This is a genomic window from Mesorhizobium sp. WSM4308 (assembly GCF_002294905.1).
In the GTDB taxonomy this organism is placed as follows: Bacteria; Pseudomonadota; Alphaproteobacteria; order Rhizobiales; family Rhizobiaceae; genus Mesorhizobium.
Genome location: NZ_NSFW01000006.1, coordinates 100,961 through 113,127 on the forward strand (window position 1 = coordinate 100,961; position 12,167 = coordinate 113,127).

Annotated in this window: 15 protein-coding genes; 13 read left to right on the plus strand and 2 right to left on the minus strand. The window is 64.0% G+C overall.

What is annotated here, in order from left to right; translation table 11 throughout:
• Positions 1 to 8: 8 nt before the first annotated feature.
• The 6 genes from CK227_RS12910 to CK227_RS12935 all read left to right on the plus strand — a co-directional run bounded on the left by CK227_RS12910 (position 9) and on the right by CK227_RS12935 (position 3,792).
• On the plus strand, positions 9 to 614 hold the full coding sequence (locus CK227_RS12910; protein ID WP_095773199.1) for a glutathione S-transferase family protein: 606 nt from the start codon (positions 9 to 11) through the stop codon (positions 612 to 614).
• Entirely contained in the window at positions 611 to 1,201 is a 591-nt protein-coding gene (gene ureE, locus CK227_RS12915; RefSeq protein WP_095773200.1) for an urease accessory protein UreE, read from the plus strand. Before CK227_RS12910 ends, ureE begins: the two co-directional genes overlap by 4 nt.
• Positions 1,194 to 1,865, plus strand: coding sequence for an urease accessory protein UreF (locus CK227_RS12920; RefSeq protein WP_095773201.1), 672 nt, complete (start codon positions 1,194 to 1,196; stop codon positions 1,863 to 1,865). Before ureE ends, CK227_RS12920 begins: the two co-directional genes overlap by 8 nt.
• Positions 1,862 to 2,302: a DUF3995 domain-containing protein gene (locus CK227_RS12925; protein ID WP_095773202.1), complete on the plus strand. Its 441-nt coding sequence runs from the start codon at positions 1,862 to 1,864 to the stop codon at positions 2,300 to 2,302. Before CK227_RS12920 ends, CK227_RS12925 begins: the two co-directional genes overlap by 4 nt.
• Positions 2,299 to 2,940, plus strand: coding sequence for an urease accessory protein UreG (ureG, locus tag CK227_RS12930; RefSeq protein WP_010912817.1), 642 nt, complete (start codon positions 2,299 to 2,301; stop codon positions 2,938 to 2,940). Before CK227_RS12925 ends, ureG begins: the two co-directional genes overlap by 4 nt.
• A gap of 84 nt (positions 2,941 to 3,024) precedes the next feature.
• Entirely contained in the window at positions 3,025 to 3,792 is a 768-nt protein-coding gene (locus CK227_RS12935) for a class II aldolase and adducin N-terminal domain-containing protein (RefSeq protein ID WP_095773203.1), read from the plus strand.
• On the opposite strand, the gene CK227_RS12940 is transcribed toward CK227_RS12935, so the two are convergent.
• Positions 3,789 to 4,421 carry an HAD family phosphatase gene (locus CK227_RS12940; RefSeq protein WP_095773204.1) on the minus strand — a complete coding sequence of 211 codons (633 nt, stop codon included), beginning with the start codon at positions 4,419 to 4,421 and terminating at the stop codon, positions 3,789 to 3,791. The genes CK227_RS12935 and CK227_RS12940 overlap by 4 nt on opposite strands.
• A gap of 244 nt (positions 4,422 to 4,665) precedes the next feature.
• Between CK227_RS12940 and CK227_RS12945 the strand changes: the two genes are divergently transcribed.
• Positions 4,666 to 5,625, plus strand: a complete 960-nt coding sequence (locus CK227_RS12945; RefSeq protein ID WP_010912814.1) for a sugar-binding transcriptional regulator — start codon at positions 4,666 to 4,668, stop codon at positions 5,623 to 5,625.
• A 64-nt stretch (positions 5,626 to 5,689) separates the two neighbouring features.
• On the opposite strand, the gene CK227_RS12950 is transcribed toward CK227_RS12945, so the two are convergent.
• Entirely contained in the window at positions 5,690 to 5,875 is a 186-nt protein-coding gene (locus tag CK227_RS12950) for a hypothetical protein (RefSeq protein WP_095773430.1), read from the minus strand.
• Positions 5,876 to 5,985: 110 nt separating this feature from the next.
• On the opposite strand from CK227_RS12950, the gene gcvA reads away from it, so the two are divergent.
• The 6 genes from gcvA to CK227_RS12980 all read left to right on the plus strand — a co-directional run bounded on the left by gcvA (position 5,986) and on the right by CK227_RS12980 (position 12,068).
• Positions 5,986 to 6,891: a transcriptional regulator GcvA gene (gene gcvA, locus CK227_RS12955; protein ID WP_095773205.1), complete on the plus strand. Its 906-nt coding sequence runs from the start codon at positions 5,986 to 5,988 to the stop codon at positions 6,889 to 6,891.
• A gap of 203 nt (positions 6,892 to 7,094) precedes the next feature.
• Positions 7,095 to 8,405, plus strand: a complete 1,311-nt coding sequence (locus CK227_RS12960; RefSeq protein ID WP_095773206.1) for a sugar ABC transporter substrate-binding protein — start codon at positions 7,095 to 7,097, stop codon at positions 8,403 to 8,405.
• A gap of 124 nt (positions 8,406 to 8,529) precedes the next feature.
• The gene (locus tag CK227_RS12965) at positions 8,530 to 9,402 is read left to right on the plus strand and encodes a sugar ABC transporter permease (RefSeq protein ID WP_027047618.1); all 873 of its coding nucleotides are present in this window, start codon (positions 8,530 to 8,532) and stop codon (positions 9,400 to 9,402) included.
• 11 nt (positions 9,403 to 9,413) lie between these two features.
• Positions 9,414 to 10,238: a carbohydrate ABC transporter permease gene (locus tag CK227_RS12970; protein ID WP_019862521.1), complete on the plus strand. Its 825-nt coding sequence runs from the start codon at positions 9,414 to 9,416 to the stop codon at positions 10,236 to 10,238.
• 58 nt (positions 10,239 to 10,296) lie between these two features.
• Positions 10,297 to 11,301: an ABC transporter ATP-binding protein gene (locus tag CK227_RS12975; protein WP_095773207.1), complete on the plus strand. Its 1,005-nt coding sequence runs from the start codon at positions 10,297 to 10,299 to the stop codon at positions 11,299 to 11,301.
• A complete protein-coding gene (locus CK227_RS12980) occupies positions 11,298 to 12,068 on the plus strand; it encodes an L-iditol 2-dehydrogenase (protein ID WP_095773208.1) in 771 nt (256 codons plus the stop codon). Before CK227_RS12975 ends, CK227_RS12980 begins: the two co-directional genes overlap by 4 nt.
• The last annotated feature ends 99 nt before the right edge of the window (positions 12,069 to 12,167 follow it).

Here is a 12,167-nt window from a genome sequence, read left to right on the forward strand (position 1 = left end):
ATCCCAGCATGTACAAGGCCGTCGGATCACGCGGATCCCGGGTCAGCCGCGTTCTCTGGATGCTCGAGGAGCTCGGGCAGCCCTATGAATTCGTCGAAGTCAGACTGCGCTCGCCGGAAGCCTATGCGCTCAACCCGTCGGGCAAGGTGCCGGTCCTCATCGACGGCGAGCTGACGGTGACGGATTCGGCGGCGATCTGCGTCTATCTCGCCGACAAGCATGCGGACAAGGGCATGGGCGCCGGCCCCGGAGTTGCCGGCCGTGCCGAGATGGATTCCTGGATGCATTTTGCGCAGAGCGAATTCGAGGCGCCGCTGTGGATCAAATTGCGCCACCGCTTCCTGCTGCCGAAGGAGGTACGCGTCGATGTCGGCCCGGCGGCGGCGTACGATTTCGCCTCGGAAGCCAAGGCACTGGACCGCCGGCTCGGCGACAAGCCGTTTGCGCTGGGCGACCGGTTTTCCGCCGTCGACGTGCTGCTGGGCGACATGGGCAACTGGGCGCGCGCCGGAAAATTCCCGATCGAATCCGACCGCGTCAACGCCTATTTCGACCGGGTGCTTTCGCGCCCAGCCCGCGCACGGGCGCAGGCCAACGGAGGCTCCTTGAAATGAAGCTCAACCTCAACACCGACTTCACCAAATTCCCGCGCGCCGTCTCGGTGCTGGCCGCAGGCGAGGCGCGCGCGGCGCCCGCGTTTGCCAAGGCTGTGCTTGCGCATGACGAGCGGCATCTGCGCCGCCGCGCCATCGAACTGTCCGACGGCAGCAAGGTGCTGGTCGACCTGCCCGAACCCGTCGCCCTGAACGATGGCGACCGGCTGGTGCTGGAGGATGGCCGCCATGTCGAGATCATCGCGGCGCCGGAAGAGGTCTACGACATCCGCGCCCGCGACGGCGTGCATCTGACCGAGTTGGCCTGGCATATCGGCAACCGTCACCTCGCGGCAGGCATCGAGGCGGATCGTATCGTCATCCTGCGGGACCATGTCATCAAGGCAATGCTGGAAGGGCTCGGCGCCACGGTGCGCGAGGTCTCCGAACCATTCAAGCCGGTGCGCGGCGCTTATTCCGGCGGGCATGATCACGGGCACGCGCATGCGCACAGCCATACGGAGGCCCATTCGCACGCGCACAGCGGATCGCATTCGCATGCGCACAGCCATTCCCACGACGACCATCATCACCACGACCATGACTGACCAGCCTTCGAGCATCGCCCTGCTCCGGCTGATGGCGTGGCTGTCGCCGGCCTTTCCGGTTGGCGGCTTTGCCTACAGCCACGGTCTCGAACGGGCGGTGCACGACGGGCTGGTGATCGATGCCGCGAGCCTGGGCGACTGGCTGGAAACGCTGGTCGAGATGGGCTCGGGCTGGAACGATGCCGTGCTGTTTTCCGAGAGCTGGCGCCGCGCCCGCAACGCCGGCGATCTCGACGAAGTGGCCGCATTGGCCGAGGCGCTCGCCGGCTCGCGGGAACGCCATGCCGAGACCATGCTGCAAGGCGCGGCCTTCCTCAAAGCGGCCGTGGCCTGGCCCAATCCGGTGCTGGAGCGCATGCCAGCCGAATGCGCCTACTGCATCGCCGTCGGCGCCATTGCCGGCGGCAATGGCATTGCACTGCAGGACGCGCTGTCCGCCTTCCTGCAGGCCTTCTTCTCCAATCTGGTCCAGGCGGCGATCAGGCTCGGTGTCATCGGCCAGAGCGAAGCCACCACGCTGCTGGCCGGCTTCGAGCCGTTGGCGCTCTCGACCGCCGACCGCGCGTCCGGTTCGACATTGGACGATCTCGGCGGCTGCGCCTTCGTCGCCGATATCATGGCGATGCGGCACGAAACCCAGTATTCGCGGCTGTTCCGTTCATGATCGTCCTCGCCTTCGCGCTTTCATTCGTCCTGCTGCTGATCACGGCACTGCACGTCTATTGGGGCATTGGCGGCATCTGGCCGGGCAGGGATGCGGCCTCCTGCGCCCGCGCGGTCGTCGGCTTTCGCGGCGTCGAGGAAATGCCGACGCCCTTCGCCAGTTTCGCCGTTGCCGCCTGTCTCGGCCTGGCGACGCTCTGGCCGCTGGCGCTCATCGGCTTCTTTGCCTCGCCTTTCCCGAGGGAGGGCCTTGCCGCCACCTCGCTGCTCATCGGGCTGGTGTTCCTGGGACGCGGCATTGCCGGCTTCACGCCGTGGTGGCGGCGCCTGGCGCCCGAACAGCCTTTCGCGCGGCTCGATGTGCGTTACTATTCGCCGCTGTGCCTGTTGATCGGGCTCGGCTTCGCAATCCTTGTCATCATGGAGTTCCCGACATGACCCAAGCCAACGGTCCCCTTCGCATCGGTATTGGCGGCCCTGTCGGCTCCGGCAAGACGACGCTCACCGAAAAACTCTGCAAGGCGCTGCGCGACGAGTTCTCCATCGCCGTCGTCACCAACGACATCTACACCAGGGAAGACGCCATGATGCTGGCCCGGCTGCAGGCGCTGCCGGAAGACCGCATCGTCGGCGTCGAGACCGGCGGTTGCCCGCACACCGCCATTCGCGAGGACGCCTCGATCAATCTGCAGGCGATCGCCGAGCTCAACCGGAAATTCCCCGATCTCGACATCATCTTCATCGAATCGGGCGGCGACAATCTTGCCGCCACCTTCTCGCCGGATCTCGCGGATTTGACGCTCTATGTCATCTCGGTCTGCCAGGGTGAGGAAATCCCAAGGAAAGGCGGACCGGCGATCACCCGTTCCGATTTCCTGATCATCAACAAGAGCGATCTGGCGCCCTATGTGAACGTCAACCTCGACGTGATGGAGAGCGACGCCGCCCGCATGCGCGGCAAGCGGCCGTTCGGCTTTACCGATCTGTCGCGCGGCAAAGGCTTGCGGGAGGTCATCGATTTCATCGTCGAGCATGGCGGGCTGAGGGTTGGCACCGCCACCAGCACGGCGGCCTGACAGGCATCAGCTCCCCTGCACCAACCGAAACCCGTTGCGGGCAGCAGTCGGTCGCGGCATTCTCGCCAAAACCGGAGGATTTCGATGAGCATCGCCCGCCTGCAGAAGGAAACGCTGACCAACCTGCCCTTCTACGAAGAGCGCGTCGATCTCGCCTGTGCCTTTCGCTGGACGGCGCGGCTCAACATGCACGAGGCGGTGGCCAACCATTTCTCGCTGGCGGTCAATGAAAACGGCACGCAGTTCCTGATGAACCCCAACCAGGTGCATTTCTCGCGCATCAAGGCGAGCGACCTGTTGTTGATCGACGCCAACGATCCGAACACGCTGTCGGGCCCCAATGCGCCCGACCCGACGGCCTGGGGCCTGCACGGCGCCATCCATCGCAACGTGCCGCACGCGCGCTGCGTCATGCATGTGCATTCGATCCATGCCACGGTGCTGGCCTCGCTGGCCGATTCGACATTGCCGCCGATCGACCAGAATTCGGCGATGTTCTTCAACCGCCATGTCGTCGACGCGCATTATGGCGGGCTGGCTTTCGAAGAAGAGGGCGAGCGTTGCTCGCAGCTTCTCACGGACCCCAAGGTCAAGGTCATGGTGATGGGCAATCACGGCGTGCTGGTGATCGGCGACACCGTCGCCGATGCCTTCAACCGCATGTTCTATTTCGAGCGCGCTGCCGAGACCTATATCAAGGCGCTGTGGACCGGCCGGCCGCTGCGCACGCTGTCCGACGCCATTGCCGAGAAGACGGCGAGCGAAATGGATGATTATCCGGGCCAGGCCGAGCGCCATCTCGCCGAGTTGAAGGCCATCCTCGACGAGGAAGAGCCGGTCTACCGGAACTAGAGCCCGAGCTGAGCCCGCAATTCCTCGGCGCTGTTGATGACGACGGCGCCAGGCGGTCCTCCCATCGGCTTTTCCGGCCAGAAGATCGTCTTCATGCCCGCCGCCAGTCCCGCCATGGCGCCGGGCCAGCTGTCGTCGACCGCCACGGCGTGCGCGGGATCGACATCGGCCAGGTACGCGGCGCGCAGGAACGGTTCGGCGTGCGGCTTGCCATCACGCACATCGTTGCGGCTGATCGTTTTCATGCCTGGATAGAAGAGGCCGACCATGCGCAGATTAGCGTCGACGATCATCCGGTCCGAATTCGAGACCACCGCTTGCTGCACGCCAAGCGCGCGCAATTCATTGAAGACTTCTATGGCGCCAGGTCGCGGTTTCAGCCCCTCCACCAGCGGCAGATAGTGCTCGTATTTGTGCATGATCCAGTCGTCGAAGGGAAGATCGAGGCCGAACTCGTCGCGCATCATTTCGTAGACCGGCCAGGCGGCAACGCCGAGCACCCGCTCATGAAGGTCGGCGGGCGGCTTGAGGCCAGCATTGCGCATTGCCGCCACAAGGGCTGCCTCGTGCAGCGGCTCGCTGTCGACCAGCGTGCCGTCCATGTCCCAGAAAACCGCCTTCGGTGTCATGCAGCGCTCCTTTTGCGATCCCCTTAAAGGGTTTGCGCCGGGAGATAAACCGTCGCGATCACAGAAGGCGACTGCCGCCGGAAGCGAAGCCACCCTGCTTTGCGCGTCGCGATGGTGTAAGCGAGAAAATCCCGGCCGTGCGCGCCAAACAATTGCCCTTCAGATTGACAATTGCGCAAAAAGCCGTTCCCTGCGAAACTGGGAGCGGACCGCTCCTGTGAGCAGCGGTTTGCGGAGGCAGGACGTGAATACCCGGCAGGATGGCGGCAGCAACAGGCTGGACGACGCGGCGCGCGCCGGCTGGCTTTACTATGTCGCCGGCAACACACAGGACCAGATCGCCGCCACGCTCGGCATCTCGCGGCAGACGGCGCAGCGGCTGGTGTCGCTCGCGGTGTCGGAAGGCCTGATCAAAGTGCGCGTCGATCATCCGATCGCCAACTGCCTGGACCTTGCCGCCCGGCTGAAATCGCGCTTCGCGCTCGACCTGGTCGAAGTGGTGCCGAGTGATCCCAATTCATCCTCCACCACCATCGGCATCGCCGAGGCGGCGGCGGCCGAGATCGAGCGGCGGCTGCGCTCTCCGACGCCGATCGTCATGGGCATCGGCACAGGGCGCACGCTGAAGGCGGCGATCGAGCAATTGCCGCCGATGGAATGCCCGCAGCACAAGGTGGTGTCCTTGACCGGCAACATTTCGCCTGACGGTTCGGCCGCCTTCTACAACGTCATCTTCACCATGGCCGACCGGGTCAAGGCGCGCTCCTTCCCGATGCCGCTGCCGGTCATCGCCTCCTCGCCGCAGGAGCGCGAGATGCTGCTCAACCAACCGATGATCCAGCCGACGCTGGCGCTTGCGGCGGAAGCCGATGTCACCTTCATCGGCATCGGCGACCTCGGGCCGAAGGCGCCTCTCTACGAGGACGGCTTCATTTCCGAAAGCGAGTTGAAGGCCTTGCAGAAGGCTGGCGGCATCGCCGAGATCGTCGGCTGGGTGTTCGACAGGGAAGGCCGCATGATCGAAGGCATCACCAACGACCGGGTGTCGTCGGCGTCGCTGCCGTCGCGCGAGAAATCGCTGGTCATCGCGCTGGCCATGGGCGAGCGCAAGCTGCCGGGCATCCTGGCGGCCGTGAATCGCCGGCTGGTCAACGGACTCATCACCGACGAACGGACGGCGACGGCTTTGCTGGCCAGCATCTGACCGGGAAGCGCTGCCGCCTCCCGGATGCGGCCGCGGCGACCCTCTGGCGATAAAGCCAGCAAGTCTATCTGTGCCGGCCGAAAGGGTCGTTGCCATCGAGGAAACCTAGGTCGCGCTGCAGATGCGGCGACAGGTCCCTGATATCGAGATGCGCCTTTTTTCTGATCGCGAACCAGCCGAATCCGTCCGCAAGCCACGAAATCCAGCGGTGATCGGGAGCGGGAGTGCATTTTTGCTGCGCCATGGTCATGATCGTCAACCTTCGCTATCCTGGACCCGAATGACGGGTTGACAGTAAATGTCGGTCTTGCGAGCCGGCTTTGCCAATCGAACGTCGATAAGGACCCATAAGGAGCCTTTATGCCGGATCTGAGCTCACCGCAGGTTTCGCAACTGCCGCCGCTTCAGGCGATCCGGGTGTTCGAAGCGGTGGCGCGGCAGCTTTCCTTCACCAAGGCCGCCGTGGAACTCGCCATGACACAGGCTGCCGTCAGCTATCAGATCAAGGTGCTGGAAGAGCGCGTCGGGGCGCCGCTGTTCCTGCGCCGTCCGCGGCAGATCGAGCTGACCGAAGCCGGCCAAAGGCTGGCGCCGGCGGTCAGTGAGGCCTTTGCCATTCTCAGCCAGGCCTATGCCGCCGCGCGCGGCGGCGCGGACGGGCTGCTGTGTGTCACCACCGTGCTGACCTTTGCCTCGAACTGGCTGGCGCATCATCTGGGCTCGTTCCAGATGGCTCATCCAGCACTTGCCGTGCGGCTCGAAACATCGAGCCGGCTGACAGATTTCGCCCGCGAGGATGTCGATCTCGCCATCCGCTCGGGCAGCGGCAAATGGCCGGGGCTAGAAGCCCACAAGCTGCTCGACGCCGATTTCACGCCGATGCTGAGCCCGAAGCTCGCGGCGAGCATCGGCGGCGTCAAGGAGCCGGCCGACCTGTTGCGGCTGCCGATCCTCGATCCGGGAGATGTCTGGTGGACGCAATGGTTCGAGACGGCCGGCGTGCATGCGCATGATCTTGCCAAGCGACCCGGCAGCAGCATGGGCGCGCAGGCCTATGAGGCCAATGCGGCCATCGCGGGCCATGGCGTGGCGATCCTGACCCGGGCGCTGTTCAAGGCGGAACTTGCCGACGGCCGCCTGATCCAGCCCTTCGACCTGGTTGGCGATGACGGCCACGCCTACTGGCTGGTCTATCCCGAAGCACGCCGCAACGTGCCGAAGATCCGCGCCTTCCGCGACTGGCTGCTGGCCGAGATCGCCTGCTGAGAGGCGCTTTTCTCCCGATCCAATCCTCCGGGCCTCCCTGTCCCGCCGCCTGATATCGGGCGCGGGTGCGGCTCCCGTCGTCCGCCCATCGGCAGGTCCGGTGCTGCGCTGCAGCATCGAATCCGGCTTGACATAATTCACGGCAAGTGAGTAATTGCTCACAGCCAAGGCAAATGCTCATCTTGGTTCATGGGAGGAATTTGATGAAACTGCGCACGCTCACCCTGGGCTTGTTGTCGGCCAGCGCTCTCGCTTTTGCCGCACATGCCGAATCCATCACCATCGCCACGGTCAACAATGGCGATATGGTCCGCATGCAGAAGCTGACCGACGACTTCACCAAGGCCAACCCCGACATCCAGCTCAACTGGGTCACTCTCGAAGAGAACGTGCTGCGCGAGCGCGTCACCACCGACATCGCCACCAAGGGCGGCCAGTATGACGTGATGACCATCGGCACCTACGAGGTTCCGATCTGGGCCAAGCAGAGCTGGCTGCTGCCGCTCGACAAGCTCGGCGACGACTATGATGTCAAGGACATCATCCCGGCCATCGCCGGCGGTCTTTCGGTCGATGGCAAGCTCTACGCCGCGCCCTTCTACGGCGAAAGCTCCTTCGTCATGTACCGCAAGGACCTGATGGAGAAAGCCGGACTGAAGATGCCCGACGCGCCGACCTGGGACTTCATCAAGCAGGCCGCCGACAAGATGACCGACCGCGCCAATGGCGTGAACGGCGTGTGCCTGCGCGGCAAGGCCGGCTGGGGCGAGAACATGGCCTTCCTGACCGCCATGTCGAACTCCTTCGGCGCCCGCTGGTTCGACGAGAACTGGAAGCCGCAATTCGACCAGCCCGAGTGGAAGAAGACCTTGCAGTTCTATGTCGACCTGATGAAGGCCGACGGTCCCGAGGGCGCGTCCTCCAATGGCTTCAACGAAAACTTGGCACTGTTCCAGCAGGGCAAGTGCGGCATGTGGATCGACGCCACCGTCGCGGCCTCCTTCGTCTCCGATCCCAAGGCATCCCAGGTCGCGGACAAGGTCGGCTATGCCCTGGCGCCCGACAATGGCCTCGGCAAGCGCGGCAACTGGCTGTGGGCATGGTCGCTCGCCATTCCGGCCGGCACCAAGAAGGCTGACGCCGCCGAGAAGTTCGTGTCGTGGGCGACCAGCAAGCACTATGCCGAGCTCGTCGCTTCGAAGGAAGGCTGGGCCAACGTTCCTCCGGGCACGCGCTCCTCGCTCTATGCCAATGCCGAGTACCAGAAGGCGGCTCCGTTCGCCAAGATGACGCTGGACTCCATCAACGCCGCCGACCCGACGCATCCGACCGTCAAGCCGGTGCCCTATGTCGGCGTCCAGTTCGTCGCCATCCCTGAATTCCAGGGCCTTGGCACCACGGTCGGCCAGCTCTTCTCGGCGGCTCTTGCCGGCCAGTCGAGCGTCGACGATGCGCTGAAGCAGGCTCAGGACGCCGCCACCGCGGCGATGACCGAAGGCGGGTATATCAAGTAAGGCTCCTCCCGGTGCCGAATGCCGGTTGCCTCCTCGACCGGCAACGGCCGCCCGAGTTCCCAGCTCGGGCGGCCGCCTTCAACGCCTCTGAAAATTCCAGTCTGACCATTGAAGGGTGACCGTCATGGCTACTCAGCAGACCCGTTCGCTTGCCCGTTTCATGATGGCACCATCCGTCGTGCTGCTGTTCGTCTGGATGATCGTGCCGCTGGTCATCACCATCTGGTTCTCCTTCCAGCAGTACAATCCGCTCAACCCGATCCGCGACGGGTTCGTCGGCTTCTCCAATTACGCGCTGTTTTATTCCAACCCGGCCTTCCTGCAGTCGATCCTCAACACCTTGATCCTGGTGATCAGCGTGCTGCTGATCACGGTGATCGGCGGCATCCTCTTGGCGCTGTTGATCGACCAGCCTATGTGGGGACAGGGCATCGTGCGCATCCTCGTCATCTCGCCGTTCTTCGTCATGCCGCCGGTGGCCGCGCTGGTCTGGAAGAACATGATCATGCACCCGCAATATGGGGTGTTCGCCGACATAGCGCGCTTCTTCGGGGCGCAACCGATCGACTGGTTCGGGCAGCATCCCATGACGGCGATCATCATCATCGTCGCCTGGCAGTGGCTGCCTTTCGCGACGCTGATCCTGTTGACCGCGCTGCAGTCGCTCGACGGCGAACAGAAGGAAGCCGCCGAGATGGACGGCGCCGGCTTCATCAGCCGCTTCATCTATCTGACGCTGCCGCACATGTCGCGCGCCATCACCGTCGTCATCCTGATCCAGACGATCTTCCTGCTCTCGGTCTATGCCGAGATCCTCGTCACCACCAATGGCGGCCCCGGCTACGCCTCCACCAACCTGCCCTTCCTCGTCTACCAGAAGGCGCTGCTGGAGTTCAAAATCGGCCAGGCATCCGCAGGCGGTGTGATCGCCGTCATTCTCGCCAACATCGTCGCCTTCTTCGCCATGCGCGCGGTCGGCAAGAACCTCGACAAGTAAGGGAGGACAAGATGGCCCGTGCAGTCACCACCCAGCACAAGACGATCGCGACGGTAGCCGCCTGGATCGTCGCCCTGCTGATCTTCTTCCCGATCCTCTACACGATCATCACCTCGTTCAAGTCGGAACAGGAGGCGATCCAGGGCTTCGCGCTGATCCCGTCGGGAACTTTCGAGAGCTATACCGAGGTTCAGGCGCAGAGCGGCTATTTCAAGTTCTTCTTCAATTCGGTGCTGCTCTCGGTCGGATCGACCGTCCTGGCCCTGCTGGTCGCCATTCCGGCGGCATGGTCGATGGCGTTCTCGCCGACCAAGCGGACCAAGGACATTTTGATGTGGATGCTGTCCACCAAGATGATGCCGGCGGTCGCGGTGCTGTTCCCGATCTACCTGATCTTCCGCGACACCGGCCTGCTCGACAGCCGCATCGGCCTGATGGTCATGCTGATGCTGATCAACCTGCCGATCGTGGTGTGGATGCTCTACACCTATTTCCGCGAGATCCCCGGCGAGATCCTGGAAGCGGCGCGCATGGACGGCGCCTCGCTGTGGAACGAGATCATCTATGTGCTGACCCCGATGGCGGTGCCCGGCATTGCCTCGACCATGCTCTTGAACATCATCCTGGCCTGGAACGAGGCGTTCTGGACGATCCGCCTGACCACCACGGAGGCAGCGCCGCTGACTGCCTTCATCAGTTCGTTCTCCAGCCCGCAAGGCCTGTTCTGGGCCAAGCTTTCGGCGGCCTCGACGCTGGCGATCGCCCCGATCCTGATCATGGGCTGGTTCAGCCAGAAGCAGTTGGTGCGCGGCCTGACCTTTGGCGCCGTGAAGTAAGCCGTGGCGTAACGTGACGCTCAAGAACGTCGGACAATAACCCCTCGGGGAGGAAACCATGGGAAACATCACGCTCAAGAACGTCTCCAAATCGTTCGGGTCGACGGTCATTATTCCGGGCATTGACCTGGTGATCGAGAATGGCGAGTTCGTCGTCTTCGTCGGCCCGTCCGGTTGCGGCAAGTCCACGCTGCTGCGGCTGATCGCCGGGCTGGAGGACACCAGCGGCGGCACCATCAACATCGACGGCCGCGACGTCACCGGCGAGGCGCCGGCCAAGCGCAAGCTCGCCATGGTGTTCCAGTCCTACGCGCTCTACCCGCATATGACAGTGGCCAAGAACATCGCCTTCCCGCTGAAGATGGCGGGCGAGGACCAGGCTACCATCGACCGGAAGGTGAAGGACGCGGCGCGGGTCCTGAACCTCACCAATTATCTCGAACGCCGGCCCGGCCAGCTCTCCGGCGGCCAGCGCCAGCGCGTCGCCATCGGCCGCGCCATCGTGCGCCAACCCTCGGCCTTCCTGTTCGACGAGCCGCTGTCCAACCTCGATGCCGCCCTGCGCGGCACGATGCGGCTGGAGATCAGCGAACTGCACCATCAGCTCAAGACGACCATGATCTACGTCACCCACGACCAGGTCGAGGCGATGACCATGGCCGACAAGATCGTCGTGCTGAATGCCGGCAATATCGAGCAGGTCGGCTCGCCGATGGAGCTCTACAAGACGCCGCGCAATTTGTTCGTCGCCGGCTTCATCGGCTCGCCGAAGATGAACCTGGTCGAGGGCGCTCCGGCCGCCAAATATAGCGCCAAGACCATCGGCATCCGCCCCGAGCACATGCAGATTTCGACCACGGCGGGCGAATGGAAGGCCACCGTCGGCGTTGCCGAGCATCTGGGCTCCGACACCTTCCTGCATGTCCAGACCGACGGCGTCGGTCCGCTGACGGTGCGTGCCGACGGCGAACTGGCCGTGCATCATGGCGATACCATCTACCTCACGCCCGACAAGGCCAAGCTGCATCGCTTCGGCCCCGACGGCAAGGCGATGGCGACGTGAGGCTGAAAGGCAAATCGGCGCTGATCACGGGATCGGCGCGTGGTATCGGCAAGGCCTTCGCCGAAGCCTATGCGCGCGAAGGCGCTGTCGTTGCCATTGCCGATATCAATCTCGAGGCTGCGCAAAAGACGGCGGCAGAGATCGGCGACAAGGCCTATGCGGTCAAACTCGATGTCACGGACCAGGCCTCCATCGACGCCGCCGTGAAGGCGGTCGAGACGAGGACCGGCGGCCTCGACATACTGATCAACAACGCCGCTTTGTTCGACCTGGCGCCGATCGTCGAGATTTCGCGGGCGAGCTATGAAAAACTGTTCTCCGTCAATGTGGCAGGCACGCTGTTCATGCTGCAGGCGGCCGCCCGCTCGATGATCGAACGCGGCAAGGGCGGCAGGATCATCAACATGGCGAGCCAGGCCGGACGGCGCGGCGAGCCGCTGGTCGGCGTCTACTGCGCCACCAAGGCCGCCGTCATTTCGCTGACCCAGTCGGCCGGGCTCGACCTGATCAGGCACCGCATCAACGTCAACGGCATCGCGCCCGGGGTCGTGGACAGCGACATGTGGGATCAGGTCGATGCCCTGTTCGCCAAATACGAGAACCGGCCGAAGGGCGAGAAGAAGCGGCTTGTCGGCGAAGGGGTGCCTTACGGCCGCATGGGCAGGCCGGAGGACCTCGCCGGCATGGCCGTCTTCCTGGCCAGCGACGAGGCCGAATACATCGTCGCCCAGACCTACAATGTCGATGGCGGCCAGTGGATGAGTTGAGGGGGGGCGGCCTCTGCTTCTCGTCCCTCCGCGAGGAGCAGAGGCCGATATCCGAGGCCCCCATCGACCGCATAAGGCATATGCCGTCCCTTACCCTCT

What these genes read in the sequence shown, in the direction of transcription:
- CK227_RS12965 (WP_027047618.1), top strand. Translation starts at nt 8,530, where the DNA reads ATGGCTACTCAGCAGACCCGTTCGCTTGCCCGTTTCATGATGGCACCA.
- CK227_RS12975 (WP_095773207.1), top strand. Translation starts at nt 10,297, where the DNA reads ATGGGAAACATCACGCTCAAGAACGTCTCCAAATCGTTCGGGTCGACG.
- ureE (WP_095773200.1), top strand. Translation starts at nt 611, where the DNA reads ATGAAGCTCAACCTCAACACCGACTTCACCAAATTCCCGCGCGCCGTC.
- CK227_RS12970 (WP_019862521.1), top strand. Translation starts at nt 9,414, where the DNA reads ATGGCCCGTGCAGTCACCACCCAGCACAAGACGATCGCGACGGTAGCC.
- CK227_RS12935 (WP_095773203.1), top strand. Translation starts at nt 3,025, where the DNA reads ATGAGCATCGCCCGCCTGCAGAAGGAAACGCTGACCAACCTGCCCTTC.
- CK227_RS12910 (WP_095773199.1), top strand. Translation starts at nt 9, where the DNA reads ATGTACAAGGCCGTCGGATCACGCGGATCCCGGGTCAGCCGCGTTCTC.
- CK227_RS12940 (WP_095773204.1), bottom strand. Translation starts at nt 4,421, where the DNA reads ATGACACCGAAGGCGGTTTTCTGGGACATGGACGGCACGCTGGTCGAC.
- CK227_RS12960 (WP_095773206.1), top strand. Translation starts at nt 7,095, where the DNA reads ATGAAACTGCGCACGCTCACCCTGGGCTTGTTGTCGGCCAGCGCTCTC.
- ureG (WP_010912817.1), top strand. Translation starts at nt 2,299, where the DNA reads ATGACCCAAGCCAACGGTCCCCTTCGCATCGGTATTGGCGGCCCTGTC.
- CK227_RS12950 (WP_095773430.1), bottom strand. Translation starts at nt 5,875, where the DNA reads ATGACCATGGCGCAGCAAAAATGCACTCCCGCTCCCGATCACCGCTGG.
- CK227_RS12925 (WP_095773202.1), top strand. Translation starts at nt 1,862, where the DNA reads ATGATCGTCCTCGCCTTCGCGCTTTCATTCGTCCTGCTGCTGATCACG.
- gcvA (WP_095773205.1), top strand. Translation starts at nt 5,986, where the DNA reads ATGCCGGATCTGAGCTCACCGCAGGTTTCGCAACTGCCGCCGCTTCAG.
- CK227_RS12920 (WP_095773201.1), top strand. Translation starts at nt 1,194, where the DNA reads ATGACTGACCAGCCTTCGAGCATCGCCCTGCTCCGGCTGATGGCGTGG.